Consider the following 19,189-nt stretch of genomic DNA (forward strand, 5'->3'; position numbering starts at 1 on the left):
ATTAATATACTTTAGTAATCTCAATCTAAAATGAAGAACTCTTTATTTCCGTTTAGGAATTTAACATTATTCCTATTAAAATGCGGTTTGTTTAAGTTCTAATTTAATATCACAATAGAATTTTAGTTGACGCAGTAAACTTATACAATCGGAATATTTTACAGGTTTTCCGTTTTTTAGTCTATTTGGTAGCACAGCGAAAACGATATATTTGTAGGTGATATAAAGTTAGCAAGTTGCTGTAAATTATTAATTAGATTGTAAATAAGTATCTTAAGCTAACTAATTCTAAGTTTTAAATAATGCTCAAAAGACAACTGCATTTCGGGTTAATTACGAAGAATATTCTTGGAGTATTCCTCTGTTTTTTTGCGCTCAATTTAAAGGGTCAGGAACTAAAAGTTGTAATAGATGATTCGGTTATTTATCAGGAAATTGATGGTTTTGGTGCTTCAGATGCGTGGCGTTGTCAGTTTATAGGAGCAAATTGGCCTGCGGCGAAAAAAGAACAAATGGCAGACTGGCTATTCAGTAAAGAAGTTGATGCGAGTGGTAATCCTAAAGGCATTGCACTTTCGCTATGGCGATTTAATATAGGTGCAGGTACGGCAGAGCAAGGTCGTGATTCTCAAATACGCAATGAATGGCGCCGTGCAGAATCGTTTATAGATGCCTCCGGAACTTACGACTGGAATAAGCAGGCAGGCCAACAGTGGTTTTTACGCCAGGCGAAAGATGCCGGGGTTGAGCAATTTTTAGCTTTTTTAAACGCACCTCCCGTAATCTGGTCACTCAACGGAAAAGGATATGCTGCTACTAAAGATGGCGAACTCAATTTAAAACCCCGGCATTTTGAGGATTATACCGATTTTATGATTGCTTTTTTAAAGCACTTTAAAACTGAAGGAATTGAATTTGATTATATAAGTCCGGTAAATGAACCCCAATGGGATTGGGAAAAGCCTAATCAGGAAGGAACGCCGGCAACTAATTCCAATATTGCAACTTTGGTTAAGTCGTTAAATACAAAGCTTCTTGAAAATAAGCTCAAAACCACAATAACCATAACCGAAGCAGGCGAATTAGAATTTCTATACGAAGCTAATGGCAAGCCTAATCGAGGCAATCAGATTGAAGCATTTTACACGCCTGAATCTGTTAACTATCTGGGTGATTTAGAAAATTTAAGCGCTTCCGTTAGCGGACACAGTTATTTTACGACCTGGCCCGTTTCTAAATTGATAGAAACCAGACAAAAACTTAGCAAATCCCTTATTGAAAATAATGTAGATTACTGGCAAAGTGAATTTTGTATTCTTGAAAATACAGAGGATATAGGTAGCGGTAATACCCGTGATTTGGGTATGGCAACTGCACTTTATGTTGCACGCGTTATTCACGCAGATCTTACTTTGGCGAATGCCAAATCCTGGCAATGGTGGACGGCAATTACAGGGGTAGATTATAAAGATGGATTGATTTATATAGACACTGGTAATTCTGAAAATAGATATGACCGAACCTCATTAAAAACAGACGGTGATTTTCACGATTCTAAACTGCTGTGGGCATTAGGAAATTACTCCAGATTTATTCGCCCCGGGTTTCAGCGGGTTTCAGCATCATATTCAACCCAAAAAAGCCTTGAAGAACAATATAGCGACCTAATGGTTTCTGCGTATAAAAACCCGGATACAGGAGCTCTTGTTCTGGTTTTAATCAATTATGCAGACCAGGAACAGCATATAGCATTAGATGCATCAAAAGTGGCTTTTAAACACGCTTATGAAACTTCAGAAACGCAAAATATGCAGCATCGTAAGTTGACAGGAAACCAACTTAAACTGCCTCCACGCAGTATAACCACACTAACCAGCGAAAGCTTACAACCCGGTAATTAAACCTTATGGAACACACTAAATTTAATTTTAAGTACTTGCTTTTTCTTGCGCTTGTATCTGCAATGGGAGGTTTTCTTTTTGGTTATGACTGGGTTGTTATAGGTGGTGCAAAACCTTTTTATGAGCTCTATTTTAGTATAAATGAAATGCCTTCTTTACAAGGCTGGGCAATGAGTAGCGCACTGGTGGGATGTATTTTTGGAGCGGTAATTTCGGGGCTTGCTGCAGATCGTTATGGTCGAAAAATTCCATTAATTTTTGCGGCGGCTCTATTTACACTTTCTGCATTTGGTACCGGCTATGTAGACACATTTACTCCTTTTATAATTTACAGATTAATAGGAGGTCTGGGTATAGGTCTGGCTTCTACGTTATCGCCTATGTATATCGCAGAGATTGCACCTGCTAAATACCGTGGGCAGTTTGTAGCTATTAATCAGTTGACCATCGTAATAGGTATTCTTGCAGCTCAAATCGCTAATTATCTAATTGCAGATGCGATACCAGATGATCAGACAGCATCTCAAATGTTAACTTCCTGGAATGGACAAACCGGTTGGCGCTATATGTTTTGGGCAGAATTAATCCCTGCAGGATTATTCTTTATCCTTATGTTTTTAGTACCTAAGAGTCCGCGATTTTTAGCCAAAATCAACGAAGATCAAACTGCGCTTGGCGTATTAGAAAAAATTGGTGGGGCAGCATACGCCCGCAAAGAACTTGATACGATGAAGCTTACGCTTGCCGAAGGAAGTCAACGCAAAATTCAGTTTTCAGAATTACGCAGTTCTAAAGTATTACCCGTATTAACTATTGGGATTGTATTGGCAGTTTTTCAACAGTGGTGCGGTATAAACATCATCTTCAACTATGCCGAAGAAATATTTACCGCCGCAGGATATAGTGTTGGCGATATGCTCTTTAATATCATCATTACGGGTAGTGTAAACCTCATTTTTACTTTTGTCGCCATGCGTACCGTAGACAGTTGGGGACGTAGAAAATTAATGCTTTTTGGCTCTGTTGGTCTGGCACTGGTCTATGCATTATTAGGTGGAGCGTATTATTTTAATTTTAAAGGATTACCGGTTTTAATTCTAGTAATTGTTGCCATCGCAATTTACTCGATGTCACTGGCACCTATTACCTGGGTAGTTTTATCAGAAATATTCCCCAATCGTTTACGAGGCGTAGCGATGTCTATTGCTACTTTTTCACTATGGGTAGCCTCATTTATCCTCACATTTACCTTCCCTATTTTAAATGATTTGTTAGGTTCTTATGGCACGTTTTGGGTTTACAGCGGTATCTGTGTTCTTGGTTTTCTGTTTATCAAAAAGAAACTGCCCGAAACTAAAGGGAAGAGTCTCGAAGAAATTGAGTTTGAACTTACAAAGAATACATAATTCACAATACTAATCTTTAAATCTCAATATATGAAGTACGTCTTCAGCATTTTTATTTGCGCGGCAGTAGCACTTATTTCGTGTAAATCAAATCAAACTGAATCCCTGGACCTTTCGGGTAGCTGGAATTTTAAAATTGATTCACTTAATCAAGGTGAAGCCGAAAAATGGTACACCGCAAAACTTGAAGAAACGGTAGAACTGCCGGGTTCGATGACAACTAATGGCAAGGGAAATAAAATAAGTGTTGAAACAAAATGGACCGGTCAAATCGTAGATAGCGCCTGGTATACCGTAGATAAATATGCCAAATACCGTAAACCGGGGAATGTGAAAATTCCCTTTTGGCTACAGCCAGATAGGCATTATGTGGGCGCAGCATGGTATCAAAGAGAAGTTACGATTCCTGAAGATTTTAAAGGTAAAAATGCACAACTCTATCTGGAGCGACCACACTGGGAAACTACTTTATGGGTAGATTCAGATCGTATAGGAATGCAAAACAGTCTTGGGACGCCGCATACCTACAATCTGGGCGAACTAACTCCTGGGAAGCATTTGATTTCTATACGTATCGATAATGCAATTAAAGACATTAATCCTGGTATAAATGCCCACAGTATGACCGATCATACGCAGACCAACTGGAATGGGATTATAGGCGAAATAAAGCTGGAAGCAAAACCTTTAATTTCACTACAGCAGGTTAATTTATATCCTGATGCGTCAACAAAAACAGTTGCGCTTCGCGGAAAATTAAATGGTTCAATTAAGACAGAAGAACAGGTTATTTTAAAAATAGCTGTCAACGGTACGGGATCAAATACACAAACGTATAAGGAAGTATCTGAACATATAACACTCGATTCCGAAGGATATTTTAACCTGAATTATACGGTAGATGAGGTGTTGCTTTGGGATGAATTTACGCCCAACTTGTATGAGATGAATCTTACGCTTCAGTCAGAAAGCGGTACAGATACTAAAACAATTAGTTTTGGATTTAGAGACTTCAAAGCAAAAGGGCAGCAGTTAGTAATTAATGATCGTCCGGTTTTTTTACGTGGAACTTTAGAATGCGCCGTATTTCCTATTACAGGTTATCCTTCAACAGACGTAGCAGAATGGAAACGTATTATGAGCGTAGTAAAAGACCACGGATTGAATCATGTACGTTTTCACTCCTGGTGTCCGCCTGAGGCTGCTTTTGTGGCAGCAGACGAGTTGGGTGTTTACATACAGGCTGAAGCATCAACCTGGCCTAATGGAAATTCGTCTATAGGAGACGGCTTTCCGGTAGATAAATGGTTATACCAGGAAACTCAGGATATTTTAGATGCCTATGGTAATCATCCATCCTTTGTTTTAATGACCTCAGGTAATGAGCCTTTGCGTAGAAATCACAAACCCTATTTACGCAAATACGTAGATCATTTTAGAACTATAGATAACCGAAGATTGTATACCGGTGCTGCAGATCGCCCTTATCTTGATAATCTGGATTATTACAGCAATATGGATGCGCGGGTACAGCGCTGGGGTGAGGGACTCAATAGTGTGATAAATGGTAAAGCACCACAAACGCTTTTTGACTTTAGAAGTATAACAGATACAATCCCAATGCCGTATGTAAGCCACGAGATTGGGCAATGGTGTGTATATCCTAATTTTAAAGAAATGTCAAAATACACGGGAGTTTTAAAACCGAAAAATTTTGAGATTTTTAAAGAAACCTTAGAAGAGCATCACTTAGGTCATCTGGCAGATAGTCTGGTTTTAGCATCGGGAAAATTGCAAACCCTTTGCTATAAAGCAGATGTAGAAGCCGCATTGCGAACTAAAGATTTTGGTGGTTTTCAACTTTTGGGATTATCCGATTTTCCGGGACAGGGTACCGCATTGGTAGGTGTTCTTGACGCGTTCTGGGAAGAAAAAGGATATGTGAGTCCGGCAGAATTTAAATCTTTTAGTGGGGAGACCGTACCATTAGCACGTTTAGAAAAACGCACTTTTCTCAACAGTGATACGCTAAATGCTTCGGTAGAGCTGGCACATTATGGTCAAGAACCTTTACTAAATGTGACTCCTTTCTGGGTTATCAATGATACTAACGGAAACACCGTAGAAAAAGGAACGTTCCCAGCTCAAGATTTTCAAATAGGTAATGGGATTGCACTGGGCGAAATTTCGCTTCAGCTCAATAACATAAAAACAGCACAGCAATTAAAGTTAAGTGTCTCTGTTGAGGAGTTTACAAACAGCTGGGATATTTGGGTATATCCCGCCAAAAAAGAAGTATTAAATAGTAAAGTCCAGGTAGTTGAGAAGCTTGATGCAGCAACACTGGCATTTTTAGAACAAGGTGGCAGCGTTTTATTAAACGGGACAAAAGGGGCTCTTGTAGCAGGTAAAGGGGGTGATATCGGTATCGGTTTTTCGAGCATCTTCTGGAACACCGCCTGGACGCGTGGTGAAAAGCCAACTACCTTAGGGATTTTATGCGACCCCAATCATCCTGCGCTTGCAGATTTTCCAACACAATACCATTCTAACTGGCAATGGTGGGATGCTATGACGCACAGCAATGCGATAATTCTTGATGAATTTGGTTCAGAATTAAAACCTATAGTACGTGTTATAGACGACTGGTTTGAAAACCGAAGTCTGGGATTGTTGTTTGAAACGCGGGTAGGTAACGGAAAACTTCTGGTTTCAGGAATTGATTTACATACAGATCTTAAGAATCGTATTGAAGCTCAACAACTACTTTTTAGTTTAAAAAATTATATGAGTGGCGATGCCTTTAATCCTACTCAAGAATTAGATATCAATAAAATAAAGGCACTTTACACTTCTAAATAAATATTAAGAATACGAGAATGAGTACAGTTAAAGCTTGGAGAGAAACCGTTGTAATCCCTACGTATGAAGTAGGAACACCAGAAAAATATCCTGTATTTTTAGAAAAACGCGTGTATCAGGCCAGTACGGGTTCTGTGTATCCGCACCCGGTAATTGAGCAGATAAGTGACGAGAAAGTAGACAAAGAATGGGATGTTATTTTTATAGAAAATGACTACATACAGTTGATGATTCTTCCCGCTCTGGGCGGAAGAATTCAGCGTGCTTATGATAAAATACGTCAGCGTGATTTTGTGTATTACAATCAGGTGATTAAGCCTGCACTGGTAGGATTAACCGGTCCGTGGATTTCTGGTGGTATAGAATTTAACTGGCCACAACACCACAGACCCAGTACATATGATCCTACAGATTCCTATATTGAAGAAAACAAAGATGGAAGCGTAACCGTATGGGTTAGTGAACTCGAGCGTATGTTTCGCACTAAGGGTATGGCAGGTTTTACCTTGCATCCTGATAAAGCTTATCTAGAAATAAAAGCACAGTTATATAATCGTACACCTCACCCGCAAACTTTTTTATGGTGGGCAAATCCTGCGGTGGCAGTAAACGATCATTATCAATCTGTTTTTCCTCCAGATGTAAACGCGGTTTTTGATCACGGTAAGCGTGATGTGTCTGAATTTCCTATCGCAAAAGGAGAATATTACAAAGTAGATTATGCACCGGGCACCGATATTTCTAGATACAAGAATATTCCTGTACCTACATCTTATATGGCAATTACTTCAAAATACGATTTTGTAGGGGGCTATGAGAATGATAGTAAAGGCGGATTATTACACGTAGCAGACCATAATGTGTCGCCGGGTAAAAAACAATGGACGTGGGGTAATGGTGATTTTGGTCAGGCCTGGGATCGTAACTTAACTGATGAAGACGGACCGTATATTGAGTTGATGTGTGGGGTTTACACAGACAATCAGCCAGATTTCTCGTGGATGCATCCTTACGAAGAGAAAAGCTTCAAGCAGTATTTTATGCCGTATTATAATGTAGGTGTGGTAAAAAATGCTACTAAAGAAGCGTTGCTTAATTTGGAAATGGAAAACGGAAAGGCAAGATTAAAAATTTATGTCACGGGTATCTATGAGAATGCAAAAGTAACCTTAACAGCTGCCGATCACGTTTTTCTTGAAGAAACCCTTGACCTGGATCCTGCTTCCGGTTTTGATTCCTTAATAGATACGGCCACCGCAGACCATAAAGATTTAAAGGCAACGCTTACTGATGCTAACGGTAAAGTGTTGGTGAGTTGGTCGCCTGGTGATGATAGCGTAGAAGAAATTCCTGAAGCGGCAAAAGCAGCAAAAGAACCTCAGGAGATAGATACAGTAGAGCAATTATTTTTAAATGGGTTGCATCTTGAGCAATACCGTCACGCCACCTTTGATGCGACGGCCTATTATCTTGAAGCTTTAAAGCGCGCTCCCGGTGATGTACGCTGTAATAACGCCATGGGATTATGGAAGATGAAGCGGGGCCAGTTTGAAGAGGCGCTTGTATATTTTAATACTGCTATAGAAACACTTACAAATAGGAATCCTAATCCCTATGACGGCGAACCTTATTTTAATAAGGGTGTTGTTCTCAACTATTTAGGTAGAAAAGATGAAGCGTATGCGGCCTTCTTTAAATCCTGCTGGAATGCTGCCTGGCAAGCTGCGGGCTACTTTAATCTCGCGCAAATAGACTGTGAACGAGCAGATTTTGATAAGGCATTAGAGTTAGTAGACAAAGCTCTAATAAGTAACTGGCACAATCACAAGGCAAGACATTTAAAGGCGATTATCTTAAGAAAATCAGGAAACAAAGATGAGGCACTTCAGCTTATTGAAGATTCACTAAAGATAGACCGTTTTAATTTTGGAGTACGTTATGAGCGCTTTCTGCTAACCGGTGATCAAGAAGATTTAGTAACACTTAAAGAATTATTGCGAGGCTACCAGCATAATTATATAGAGTTTGCACTCGATTATGCACAGGCAGGTCAATATGAAGAGGCAATTGCACTGCTTAAAGAGATAGCTCAGGGAGAAAATGTATATCCGTTAGTGGGTTATTTTATAGGGTATTTCTATCAGCAAAAAGGAGAGGTTGCTAAAGCTTCAGTATGGTTTAAAAAAGCTCAAGAATTTTCACAGGACTATTGCTTTCCAAACCGTTTAGAAGAAGTAATTGCATTAAAAGCTGCCTTTGACTTTGATAACACAGATGCTAAAGCTTCATATTATTTGGGTAATTTTTGGTATGCTTCTCGTCAATACAAAGAGGCGCAAAATTGCTGGGAAGCGTCAATACAACTTGATGAGCGTAATGCTATTTGTCATCGTAACCTTTCTTTATTGTATTATAATAAAACCGATCAAAAAGATTTAGCACGCACGCACTTAGAACAGGCATTTAAATTAGATCCTACAGATGCACGTTTGTTGATGGAGCTGGATCAATTATACAAAAAGATAAATGTTTCCGTAGAAGCGCGTTTAGAACTTTTAGAGCAAAACTTGAGTTTAACCCAGTCTCGAGATGATTTGTATTTAGAGCGTATTGCCTTATATAACTTTAAAGGTGATCACGAGAAAGCTTTAGAATTGCTAGAATCACGACAGTTTCACCCGTGGGAAGGAGGTGAGGGGAAAGTTCCTTTTCAGCATATAAATACCCATGTAGAATTAGCAAAAAGATATTTAAGTAATGACAGGGCAGAGGATGCAATAACTCATCTGGAAGCCGCGCAGGAGTACCCTCATAATTTAGGGGAAGGCAAACTTTTTGGCGCGCAGGAGAATGACATCTTTTACTGGCTAGGTTGTGCCTATGAGCAATTAGGCAAAACACAATCTGGAAAAGAAGCGTGGCAAAAAGCTTCAGAAGGACTAAGTGATCCCAGCCCGGCGATATTTTACAACGATCAGCAGCCTGATAAAATATTTTATCAGGGTCTAGCCCTGCTAAAATTAGGGGAGCAGGCCGAAGCTCAAAAGCGTTTTGAAAACCTAAAAAATTATGGAGAAGCGCATAAAGAAGACGCAGTGAAACTCGATTATTTTGCAATCTCGTTACCCGATTTATTGATCTGGGAAGAAGACTTGCAAGTGCGTAACCGTATTCACTGTGACTATCTTATAGGTTTAGGCGCTTTAGGTTTAGATAATTTGGCAGCTGCCGAAAAAGCTCTTAGCAAGGTTCTACATGAAGATTTGTATCACCTTCCGGCGCATTTACATCGTAAGATGGCCTTGCAATCTTAAGTAGTCTAACTTTTAAAAATTCCATTTTATGTTTAAATTTTTTACGGGTATTGTACTAATCGTTGCGCTAAACGCTTGCAATACTGCAATTAAATCAGACATAACTGCTGGTGATACATATCGCATAAATCTTACCGGTAACTGGCAGGTAAAATTAGATTCGCTTGATGCGGGCGAAGCAGCGCAATGGTTTGCAAAAACCCTGAAGGGTCAGGCTATAACATTACCGGGTACATTAGATGATGCCGGTATAGGAACCGCAGATACACTTACTCCGGCTCTTAACAATTATGTGTTGTCTAATCTGGCACGTAAGCATCAATATATTGGTAAAGCCTGGTATCAACGGGAAATCACAATTCCTGAAAACTGGAGTGGTAAAGAAATTAATTTAAAACTCGAACGCGTATTGTGGAAATCTACTGTGTTTATAGATAATAAAAAGGTTGCCAGTCGTGAAAGTTTAATAGGTAGTCATGATTATGAGTTGGGTGCTTATTTAACTCCGGGGACACATAGCCTTACGGTGCTTATAGACAACTCAGATTTTTACCCAAATATTAATGTAACGGGTGATCGCTATCCTATTGAAGTTAATCAGGAAATGGCACATGCCTATACAAATCACACGCAGATAAAATGGAATGGTATTTTAGGAGAAATAGTCTTAACCGCTTCAGATAAAGCAACGATTGCTAACCTTCAGGTGTATTCAGATACTAAAAATGAACTACTTGATTTTGTTTTTGAATCGACTCAAAATAGCATTACAGACTTTAGTATAGAAATTCAAAAAGCTGACGGAAGTGTGCTTTTTTCGCAGCCTATAACAGCGCCAAAGCAAGATGGGAATCTTGTTAAGATAACGATTCAAAAACCAGAAAATATAGAGCAATGGGATGAGTTCAACCCTGTGACGTATAAGGCAGTTTTAAAAACTGAAAAAGAACAGATTGCTCTGGAATTTGGGTACAGAACTGTAACTACAGCAGATGCGCAATTGCACTTAAATAACCACAGAATATTTTTAAGAGGAAACTTAGAGTGTGTTATTTTTCCACTTACAGGGTATCCGCCTATGCAAGAAGCCGAGTGGGCAAGCCTTTATAAGCAAGCCAAAGATTATGGCTTAAACCATATACGTTTTCACAGTTGGTGTCCGCCCGAAGCGGCATTTGCAGCAGCAGACAAAGCCGGAATGTATTTACAGGTAGAATTGCCCCACTGGAGTTTAAAAGTAGGTAAAGATGCTGCTACAACTACATTTTTACAGCAAGAAGCAGATAAGATTTTAAAAGACTATGGGCACCACCCTTCTTTTTTATTCTTCTCGATGGGTAATGAATTAGAGGGTGATTTTAACGTATTAAATGATTTGGTAGCAGATTTAAAAATGAAAGATTCGAGACATCTGTATGCTACAACTAGTTATTCGTTTCAGAAACCTGCGGGGTTACGTCCCGAGCTTGAAGATCAATTTTTTATAACGCAGTACACCGAAAAAGGCTGGGTACGTGGACAAGGTATTTTTAATACCAAAGCACCACATTTTGATCAGGATTATACGGCTACAAGTTCGCATCTTAAAATACCTATGATTTCTCATGAAATCGGGCAATACTCGGTATATCCAGATTTAAGCGAAATCCCTAAATATACAGGAGTTCTTGCACCACATAATTTTGTTGCCGTTAAAAATGATTTAGAGCAAAAGGGGCTTATAGCTCTTGCTTCAGATTTTACTCGTGCATCGGGTAAACTTGCTGCGATGCTTTATAAGGAAGAAATAGAGCGTGCATTAAAAACCCCTGGTTTTGATGGATTTCAGTTATTGCAATTACAAGATTTTCCCGGTCAGGGCACTGCATTGGTAGGATTGTTAAATGCATTTTGGGAATCTAAAGGAATTATTTCGGGTGAAGAATTTAAAACATTTAATAGTGAGCTCGTACCCTTAGCTCGGTTTGAAAAAGCGGTTTATGAACAGGGAGAAACCGTTAAGGTTGATTTAGAAATCGCCAATTTTTATAAAGAACTCAAAAATCAAAAATTACTTGCTACGCTAAAAGACAGTAAGGGAACTTTAATACAAGAAACTCGTGTCGAAAATTTAAACCTTGCGCTAGGAAATAATGTTGATTTAGGAATATTAGAAACTTCAGTTCAAATTGACAAAGCTGATGTTTGGTCACTAGAATTAAAGCTTGATGGTACTAATTATGTAAATAATTGGTCTATTTGGGTATATCCTAAAGAGCGTGTTACTCCTGCACAAACTATTGTGACTACGCAATCTTTTGAAGAAGCAACTACAGCTTTAAAATCGGGCAAAACGGTATTTTTTAATCCGAAGTTAGAAGAATTAAAGGGAATTGAAGGGCGTTTTGTACCGGTGTTTTGGAGTCCGGTGCATTTTCCTGATCAGCCGGGAACTATGGGATTGTTGATAGATACTAAAAATAAAGCTTTAACAGATTTTCCTACTTCTACTTATAGTCAGTGGCAGTGGTGGGATTTATGTATTCAGTCAAAATCTGTAAAACTTGATGGACTTCAAATAAAACCTATCGTTAGAGTGATCGATAATTTTGTTACCAACCACGATCTGGCAAATCTGTTTGAAGCAAAAGTAGGCGACGGAAAATTGGTGTTTTCGGCTATAGATCTTTCCACCGATTTAAAAAACAGACCTGTTGCCCGTCAATTACGCAACAGTATTTTAAATTATATGGCTTCGGAAGAATTTCAGCCAAAAAATAATTTAGCACCTAAGGTTCTTACTGCATTTAAAAAGTAAAACAGAATTGCCAGCAGGTCTTTTTTAAGAAAATTTCCGTAAGTAATTTTATGCATTTAAAGTTATATTAAAGTAGAACAATGTATAGTTAAGTCCTGTTATATTTACGGCTATGATCGTAAGTGCAGACATAAACGGAACCCGTATAATTACGCAAACACACCACGCGCATATAGCGTGTTATATAGGGCATCAATTAAAAAATAAATATAAGAATGCTTATTTTGCTGATGTTATAGCGGCTATCGCTTTTCATGAAACCCGGGAAACCGATTTTAATTATACGCGCCAACTTAATGATCTAGGGCAACCGGTATCTTTTGACAAACCTGATGTTACCGAGGCGCAACTTGGTAAAAAGGCTGAAGAAATTTTGAATGGTTTAAAAAGCAGATCATTGCTGGTGGCTGCCTTAGTCTGTAGTCATCTTAAATTTTTATCTCCACAGGTTTTTGAAGCGGGATTGGTATCCACAATCAATTGTGATCTTGATAAGCAAGCGATGAAAGCCTATAATCTAAAAACAGATTCATATAATATTTTATATGGAATCGTACGTTTTTGCGATCGGCTTAGTTTAATGATTTGTCAGGACGAACTTCCCGATGCAAATCGTTCTTACGATATTAATGATGCGCTGGGAGATACTATTCACAACCTGTGCGATAAGGAGGGTGAGTTGATAATTAATCCGTGGCCCTTTCAAGAGGATGAGGTTATCATTAATTATGAATATCACATTTTAAAACAGCGTAGTTTTAAAAATAGCCAAACCTTCTACAAAGCATTTAAAGAAAGTGAAATAGGATTTTCTAAAATAGTTTTTAAAAAATCCTAATTTCTCAAGCTAGTGGTTTTATTAAGCAGTTCCGGTAAATTTTCGGCTTAAATAAACTGCAGTTTTGCTTTCTTTATTCTGTGCGACTTTTTCTGGTGTTCCTGCTGCAACTACAGTACCTCCTTCATCACCGGCTCCTGGGCCTATATCTATAACCCAATCACTTGCAGCAATAATTTGCATATCGTGTTCTACTACAATAACCGTATTGCCTGCGTCAACTAATTTTGTTAGCTGTACTTGCAACTTTTCAACATCTGAGGGATGCAATCCTGTAGTAGGCTCGTCGAGAATATAGAGGGTGTTTCCACGGTTTGTGCGTTGTAATTCTTTAGCCAGTTTAATACGTTGCGCTTCACCACCCGAAAGTTCGGTAGCGGGCTGTCCCAGACGTAAATATCCCAGACCTACTTCCTGAAGAACGCTAAGCGTGCGGTTGACACGATCGTCTTCCTTAAAAAAAGAAAGAGCCTCGTTAACCGTCATATTTAACACCTGAGCAATATTTTTAGTGTTATAAGTAACTTCTAAGGTCTCGTCATTATATCGCGTCCCGTTGCAAACAGGACAGGGCGCATAAACACTGGGCAGAAATAATAATTCTACCATGACAAAACCTTCGCCTTCACAATTTGCACAACGCCCTTTTCCCACATTAAAAGAAAAACGGCCCGCACTGTATTTGCGAGATTTAGCTAATGGTGTTGTCGCAAATAATTTACGTACAGCATCAAAAAAACCGGTATATGTCGCCAAATTTGAGCGCGGAGTACGGCCAATAGGTTTTTGATTAACCACAACCATGCGCTTCAGATTTTCAGCACCTTCGGTGATGGTGCCGCCTAATGTAGTAACGACATCCTGTTGAAGCTCATCTTCTAACTCTTCTTCTGCGGGAATACTGTTTCCGAAGTAGGTTGTCATCAATTCTACCAAAACCTGACTTACTAAGCTACTTTTACCCGATCCTGAAATTCCGGTAACGCTGGTTAATACTCCTAACGGAAAAGAAACTTCTAAATTTTCGAGATTGTTTCGGGTTACTCCACTTAAGCTTAGCCAACCGGAAGGTTCACGGGCTACAGGCTTTTTAAAAGGTAATTCATCAAAAAGATGCCTTCCGGTTTTTGAACGGTTAATTTCTTTTAAGCCTTTTGGCGGACCGCTGTATAAAATTTTACCACCGCCTTCACCTGCTTCAGGACCTACATCTACAATCCAATCTGCGTGACGTATTAAATCTAACTCGTGTTCTACTACAAATAGTGAATTTCCGCTTGCTTTTAGTCGGTCTAAGGTCTTTAATAAGGCTTCAGTATCTGCAGGGTGCAAGCCAGCAGATGGTTCATCTAAAACATACACCACACCAAATAAATTACTACGCACCTGAGTTGCCAATCGTAACCGCTGGTGCTCACCGGGTGATAGGGTAGGTGTGTTGCGTTCTAAAGACAAATAGCCCAGGCCCAGTTCTAATAATACAGCTACCCTGGCTATTAAATCTTCAGCAATGCGCTGTGCAACTAACACTTTTTCTTTATGGTCTTTGCCTAATTTTTTTAGTGCAGGAGCAGAGCCATCACTATAGGGTTGAAAAATAGCCTGTATTTTTTTTAAGGGTAATCGTGAAATATCGGCGATATCATAACCTTCAAAAGTTACGGAAAGCGACTCACGCTTTAAACGTTTACCGTGACAGGCAGGGCATATACTGCTCACCATATAATTAGCCACCCGCTTTTTCATCAATGCACTTTGTGAATTAGCAAACGTCTGTAGAATGTGTTTTTTTGCTCCTATAAAAGTTCCTTTATAGCTGGGTTGAAGACCATCTTTAATAGCTTGTTTTACTTCTTCCCGGTTAAAATTTCGATACACGGGAACCTGAGGTTGCTCGTCTGTAAATAGAATCCAATCCCGGTCTTTCTGCGGAAGGTCTTTCCAGGGGGTATCTACATCATAACCCAGAGTAACCAGAATGTCACGCAGATTTTTACCCTGCCAGGCTTTAGGCCAGGCATCAATGGCGCGTTCTCTAATGGTTAAGGTATCATCTGGGACCATGCTTTTTTCGGTCACTTCGTAAATTTTACCCAAACCGTGACACTCGGGGCAGGCACCTTCAGGCGTATTTGTAGAAAATGAATCTGCATATAAAATAGATTGACCATCAGGATAATCTCCAGCACGAGAATATAGCATACGCAACAAATTAGACAAGGTAGTCACAGAACCCACTGAAGAACGGGTAGAGCCAGAGCTGCGTTGTTGTTGTAAGGCAACCGCCGGTGGCAATCCTTCTATCGCATCAACTTCCGGAATGGGCATTTGATGAAACAACCTACGGGCATAGGGAGAAACAGATTCGAGGTATCTGCGCTGCGCTTCGGCATATAACGTACCAAAAGCAAGTGAAGATTTACCCGAACCTGATATTCCGGTAAATACAACCAGTGCATCTCGCGGCACCTCGAGCGATACGTTTTTAAGATTGTGCTGGCGTGCGCCCTGTATGGTTACAAAACCTTCTTTTAGTGACTTTTTATCAAACTTTTCTTTCATATACTTAGCTAGAATAGCAAACTTACCAAGAAGCCTATTGAGAGCTTTAGATTTGAGAGAACTTTAAGGTTTGAGCTGGTTAAAACTGTGCTAAATTATACTCAAAACAGAGATTTTTATACCGGTTGGCTTTGAACTTTAGGAATACCAAATTGTAATTAGGTATGGGTAAGTGTAGTTGAATATAATAATTGAAAATGCTCTTTTAGTGGTTTATTAGCAAAGGCTATTTCTGCAGAACGGTATCGCAACAAAAGATTGACTATATAGAGGAAGAGGTAGGAAAATTAGAAGCTGTTGAAATTTAATAGAACTGTAACGGGGCAACTCAAACCATCAAGGCTCGTGTAAAACTTAAAATGCTGAAATTATATTAATTAACAAAGATAATTTTAGAGCGTTGTTCTAATAAATATATTAGTAATTATAGATTTCCTCATTAATAACTTGTTGATTACTTGTAGTTTTAGTTGCGGTTTAAATATAAGTATTAGTTACTTTTAAATTATTAGTAATATTTTATAGTATCTAATGGTATTATTTCAAAATTCGGTGATTAATATAAATCTTTTTGATAAGCTTGTTATTTGGCAAGAGCTCTACATTAAAGTTTTTATCAAAGTGCTCATTAAAACTTTCAAAGTCAATAATAAATTCCGTGAAAATCTTGCCGAAGAAGCTACTGTCAGTTCGAGCGCAGTCGAGAACCGTAGCACGTCAACTCTAGCGCAGCTGAGAGATGAGAACTATGCCTTCAATAAAAATGACGAGTTTGAGTGGATGTCTCTTATTGAAGAAAACAAAAAGAAAGCTCAGGACCTGCAAAATCAAATTAACCAGACCGAGTGCAAGATTGACCAGATGGTTTATGAGTTGTATGGTTTGACGGAGGAGGAGGTTGCTATAGTTGAAAGTTCATAGTTAGTAAAATTTTAATAGAGCGATTCAAGAGATCTTGAAAAAATAGAAATGATACGAGTAAAATACAAACTGTGGAGAATTGTTAAGTATGGAATATAAACAAGAGTTGATAGTAAACAAGTTGGTTTTATTAGGCAATGGTTTTGATTTGGCATTAGGGCTTAGAACCGGTTATGCGGATTTTATGTACTGGCTGAAGAAGAAACTGATATTAGAAGCTTTTCAGTATCCTGGAAGGAGAGCAAGTAGACATTATTACGGCTATCTTGAAAATGACATTTATACAATTGAAATACCCGGAACGACTGAACAAAATTGGGGAATATGGCTTACTCAATATAAAAATACTAAAGTTAGTTATGAGGAAGAAAGAAGAGATTTTTATAAGTTCATACGTAATCAAGCGTCGTCACTCACCGTAAAACCAGTTTCAAATTTTATTAATCAAATAGATAAAAATATAGAAAACCTTGGTTGGGTAAATATTGAGTATATCTTTTACCAAAACCTTAAAGTTGCTAAGGGAAGTGATATAAACACTTTAAACGCACAACTTGTGCAACTGAAAGGGTATCTTAAAGAATACCTTATAGAAGAACAGGATAAAATAAAAAGTGAATCTTCTTCTTTTTCTCCTTATCGATCTCGTATCTGTCAATCTATTTTACAACAGAATGAATTTAACCCAGAGGTTGATCTAGACAATAAGGAGTTAAAGCTAGGTAAGATCCAGTTCGTAAATTTCAACTATACGAATACGGTTTCAAAACTTATTAAACAATTTGATGCAAGGCAAGAATTAATTACTAACCCTATAATTCAAATACACGGTGGTCTAGATGAATCAATGATATTTGGATATGGTGATGAGGAAGATGATGATTATCCCAGATTAGAAAAAACAGGGGAGAATAAATATTTAGAACACGTAAAATCTTTTAGATATCTTCAAAATTCAGATTATTATGATTTAATCCGCTTTATCAATTCAAGCCCGTATCAGATTATCATTTTAGGACATTCCTGTGGTCTTTCAGACCGTACCATGCTTAAAGAGTTATTTGAAAGTGAAAATTGTTTAAGTATTAAGCCTTTTTACTACCAATGGTCTGAGGAATATGAGGAAGAAGGAGAACCGAGGACTATACTATGCGATGATTATTTTGATAAAGTGATGGAAATTTCCAGACACTTTACTAACAATGGTTTGATGCGTAAAAAATTAGTATCATTTGATAAATGTGAGGTGATGCCTCAGATATTAAATAGGATTTAACTACCTATCAATGCCTTTTTTCAAGCGGCAAATGTATAGTTTGTAATACCGGTATATCAGCGTAATTATGATTGGACGTCAAAAGAATGTAGAGAGCTTGTAAAAGCTTTTTATAACATTTCCTAAATTAGAATATGAACTTTAGCTATTTACAGACAGCTTGAGATAAGAAAGATTTCAGATCCACAATCGGTGAATCCATAGCAAGCATAGAAACCATCGTCCGGCAAAAAAACTAGCCGCATTTCTTATTGATTTATTTGGCATTTAAGTAAAGTGCTTGAGCCATTCTAATAAACAAAAAACCCATCGCTAAAAAAGCGATGGGTTTCCTTTTGCTGAGAAAGAGAGATTTTGTTCCAATATCCCACTTTGAGCATTTTGCAAATGCCTAAGTCTTAAAACAAAAAAACCGCTAGCATAACTGCTGCGGTTTTTGTTATTTCAAGCCTTGCGCTTGATTGCGGAGAAAGAGGGATTCGAACCCCCGGAGGTGTGACCCTCAACAGTTTTCAAGACTGCCGCATTCGACCACTCTGCCATTTCTCCTGAGTGTCTCATCAGCTATTTGCTGATTGCGGGTGCAAATATAGAAAGTTTTTTTGATTATGAACTATACTTTTTAAAGGATTTTTTCATTTAATTATTTTTACCTGTAATAGGTATTTTATCTCCCTTAAAATGAGGCTCTTTGTTAATCGCGAGTTCTAAAAATGCTTTTACATTAGCCACTATTTCCCTAAACCGGTTGCGAGATTCGAGTTCGTACGCTCTGCGATCTCCATTATACCCATAATAATTAAGTCCCATTTGACGGGCAATGTAAATTGCTCTGGGTAAGTGAAAACGTTGAGAGACCACAATCGCATTATCTATCTCAAAGATATAAGACGCGCGATATACCGAGTCGTAGGTATCAAAACCGGCATAATCCATAAAAATAGCTTCTTCAGGTACACCACGCTCTCTAAGGTATTTCTTCATCGCCCTGGGCTCATTATAACTCGTAGAGCCATTGTCGCCACTAAGTAGAAACCGTTTTACTTTTCCATTCTCATAGAGTAATAAAGCAGATTCTACGCGGTCGCGCAACATAGTAGAGAGCTCTCCGCTGGGTAATACACTGGCTCCCAATACAAGTACCGAGTACGCCTCAGGAATTTCTGAAGCTTCATCAAAAATATAAGGTTCGCTGTACGATCTAATACGGTAGGAGAGGGTACTTATAAAAAGTAGCAGCACCACAAACGTGAGTGTTAAATAGCCCAGAAGTTTTAATAAAATTATTTTTTTTAATTGCATACTAAAGGTG

The 19,189-nt window shown here is 38.4% G+C and carries 10 protein-coding genes and 1 tRNA gene; 8 read left to right on the forward strand and 3 right to left on the reverse strand.

All coding sequences use genetic code 11. From position 1 onward, the window contains the following. Window positions 1-302: 302 nt before the first annotated feature. From P164_RS01755 to P164_RS01780, 6 genes are all read left to right on the forward strand, one after another. A complete protein-coding gene (locus P164_RS01755) occupies window positions 303-1,901 on the forward strand; it encodes a glycoside hydrolase (protein ID WP_051621128.1) in 1,599 nt (532 codons plus the stop codon). 5 nt (window positions 1,902-1,906) lie between these two features. Further along, entirely contained in the window at window positions 1,907-3,307 is a 1,401-nt protein-coding gene (locus P164_RS01760) for a sugar porter family MFS transporter (RefSeq protein WP_028374768.1), read from the forward strand. 30 nt (window positions 3,308-3,337) lie between these two features. After that, window positions 3,338-6,169 (forward strand): sugar-binding domain-containing protein, encoded by a 2,832-nt coding sequence (locus P164_RS01765; protein ID WP_035899290.1) that lies wholly within the window; start codon window positions 3,338-3,340, stop codon window positions 6,167-6,169. Window positions 6,170-6,186: 17 nt separating this feature from the next. After that, on the forward strand, window positions 6,187-9,483 hold the full coding sequence (locus P164_RS01770) for a DUF5107 domain-containing protein (protein ID WP_051621130.1): 3,297 nt from the start codon (window positions 6,187-6,189) through the stop codon (window positions 9,481-9,483). Between the two features lie 28 nt (window positions 9,484-9,511). Then, window positions 9,512-12,280 carry a sugar-binding domain-containing protein gene (locus tag P164_RS01775; protein WP_081817296.1) on the forward strand — a complete coding sequence of 923 codons (2,769 nt, stop codon included), beginning with the start codon at window positions 9,512-9,514 and terminating at the stop codon, window positions 12,278-12,280. 112 nt (window positions 12,281-12,392) lie between these two features. Beyond that, window positions 12,393-13,118 carry a DUF3891 family protein gene (locus tag P164_RS01780; protein ID WP_028374771.1) on the forward strand — a complete coding sequence of 242 codons (726 nt, stop codon included), beginning with the start codon at window positions 12,393-12,395 and terminating at the stop codon, window positions 13,116-13,118. A 21-nt stretch (window positions 13,119-13,139) separates the two neighbouring features. Here the strand turns inward: P164_RS01780 and uvrA are convergent, their stop codons facing one another. Further along, window positions 13,140-15,680, reverse strand: coding sequence for an excinuclease ABC subunit UvrA (gene uvrA / locus P164_RS01785; protein ID WP_028374772.1), 2,541 nt, complete (start codon window positions 15,678-15,680; stop codon window positions 13,140-13,142). A gap of 531 nt (window positions 15,681-16,211) precedes the next feature. Between uvrA and P164_RS01790 the strand changes: the two genes are divergently transcribed. Together P164_RS01790 and P164_RS01795 are read left to right on the forward strand one after the other, a co-directional pair. Beyond that, window positions 16,212-16,601 (forward strand): hypothetical protein, encoded by a 390-nt coding sequence (locus P164_RS01790; RefSeq protein WP_028374773.1) that lies wholly within the window; start codon window positions 16,212-16,214, stop codon window positions 16,599-16,601. 88 nt (window positions 16,602-16,689) lie between these two features. Further along, window positions 16,690-17,877, forward strand: coding sequence for an AbiH family protein (locus tag P164_RS01795; protein WP_051621132.1), 1,188 nt, complete (start codon window positions 16,690-16,692; stop codon window positions 17,875-17,877). 464 nt (window positions 17,878-18,341) lie between these two features. On the opposite strand, the gene P164_RS01800 is transcribed toward P164_RS01795, so the two are convergent. After that, a tRNA-Ser gene (locus P164_RS01800) sits at window positions 18,342-18,426 on the reverse strand. 90 nt (window positions 18,427-18,516) lie between these two features. Next, window positions 18,517-19,179, reverse strand: a complete 663-nt coding sequence (locus P164_RS01805) for a vancomycin high temperature exclusion protein (protein WP_028374775.1) — start codon at window positions 19,177-19,179, stop codon at window positions 18,517-18,519. Between the last annotated feature and the right edge of the window lie 10 nt (window positions 19,180-19,189).

This window comes from Leeuwenhoekiella sp. MAR_2009_132 (assembly GCF_000687915.1).
Taxonomy (GTDB): Bacteria; Bacteroidota; Bacteroidia; order Flavobacteriales; family Flavobacteriaceae; genus Leeuwenhoekiella.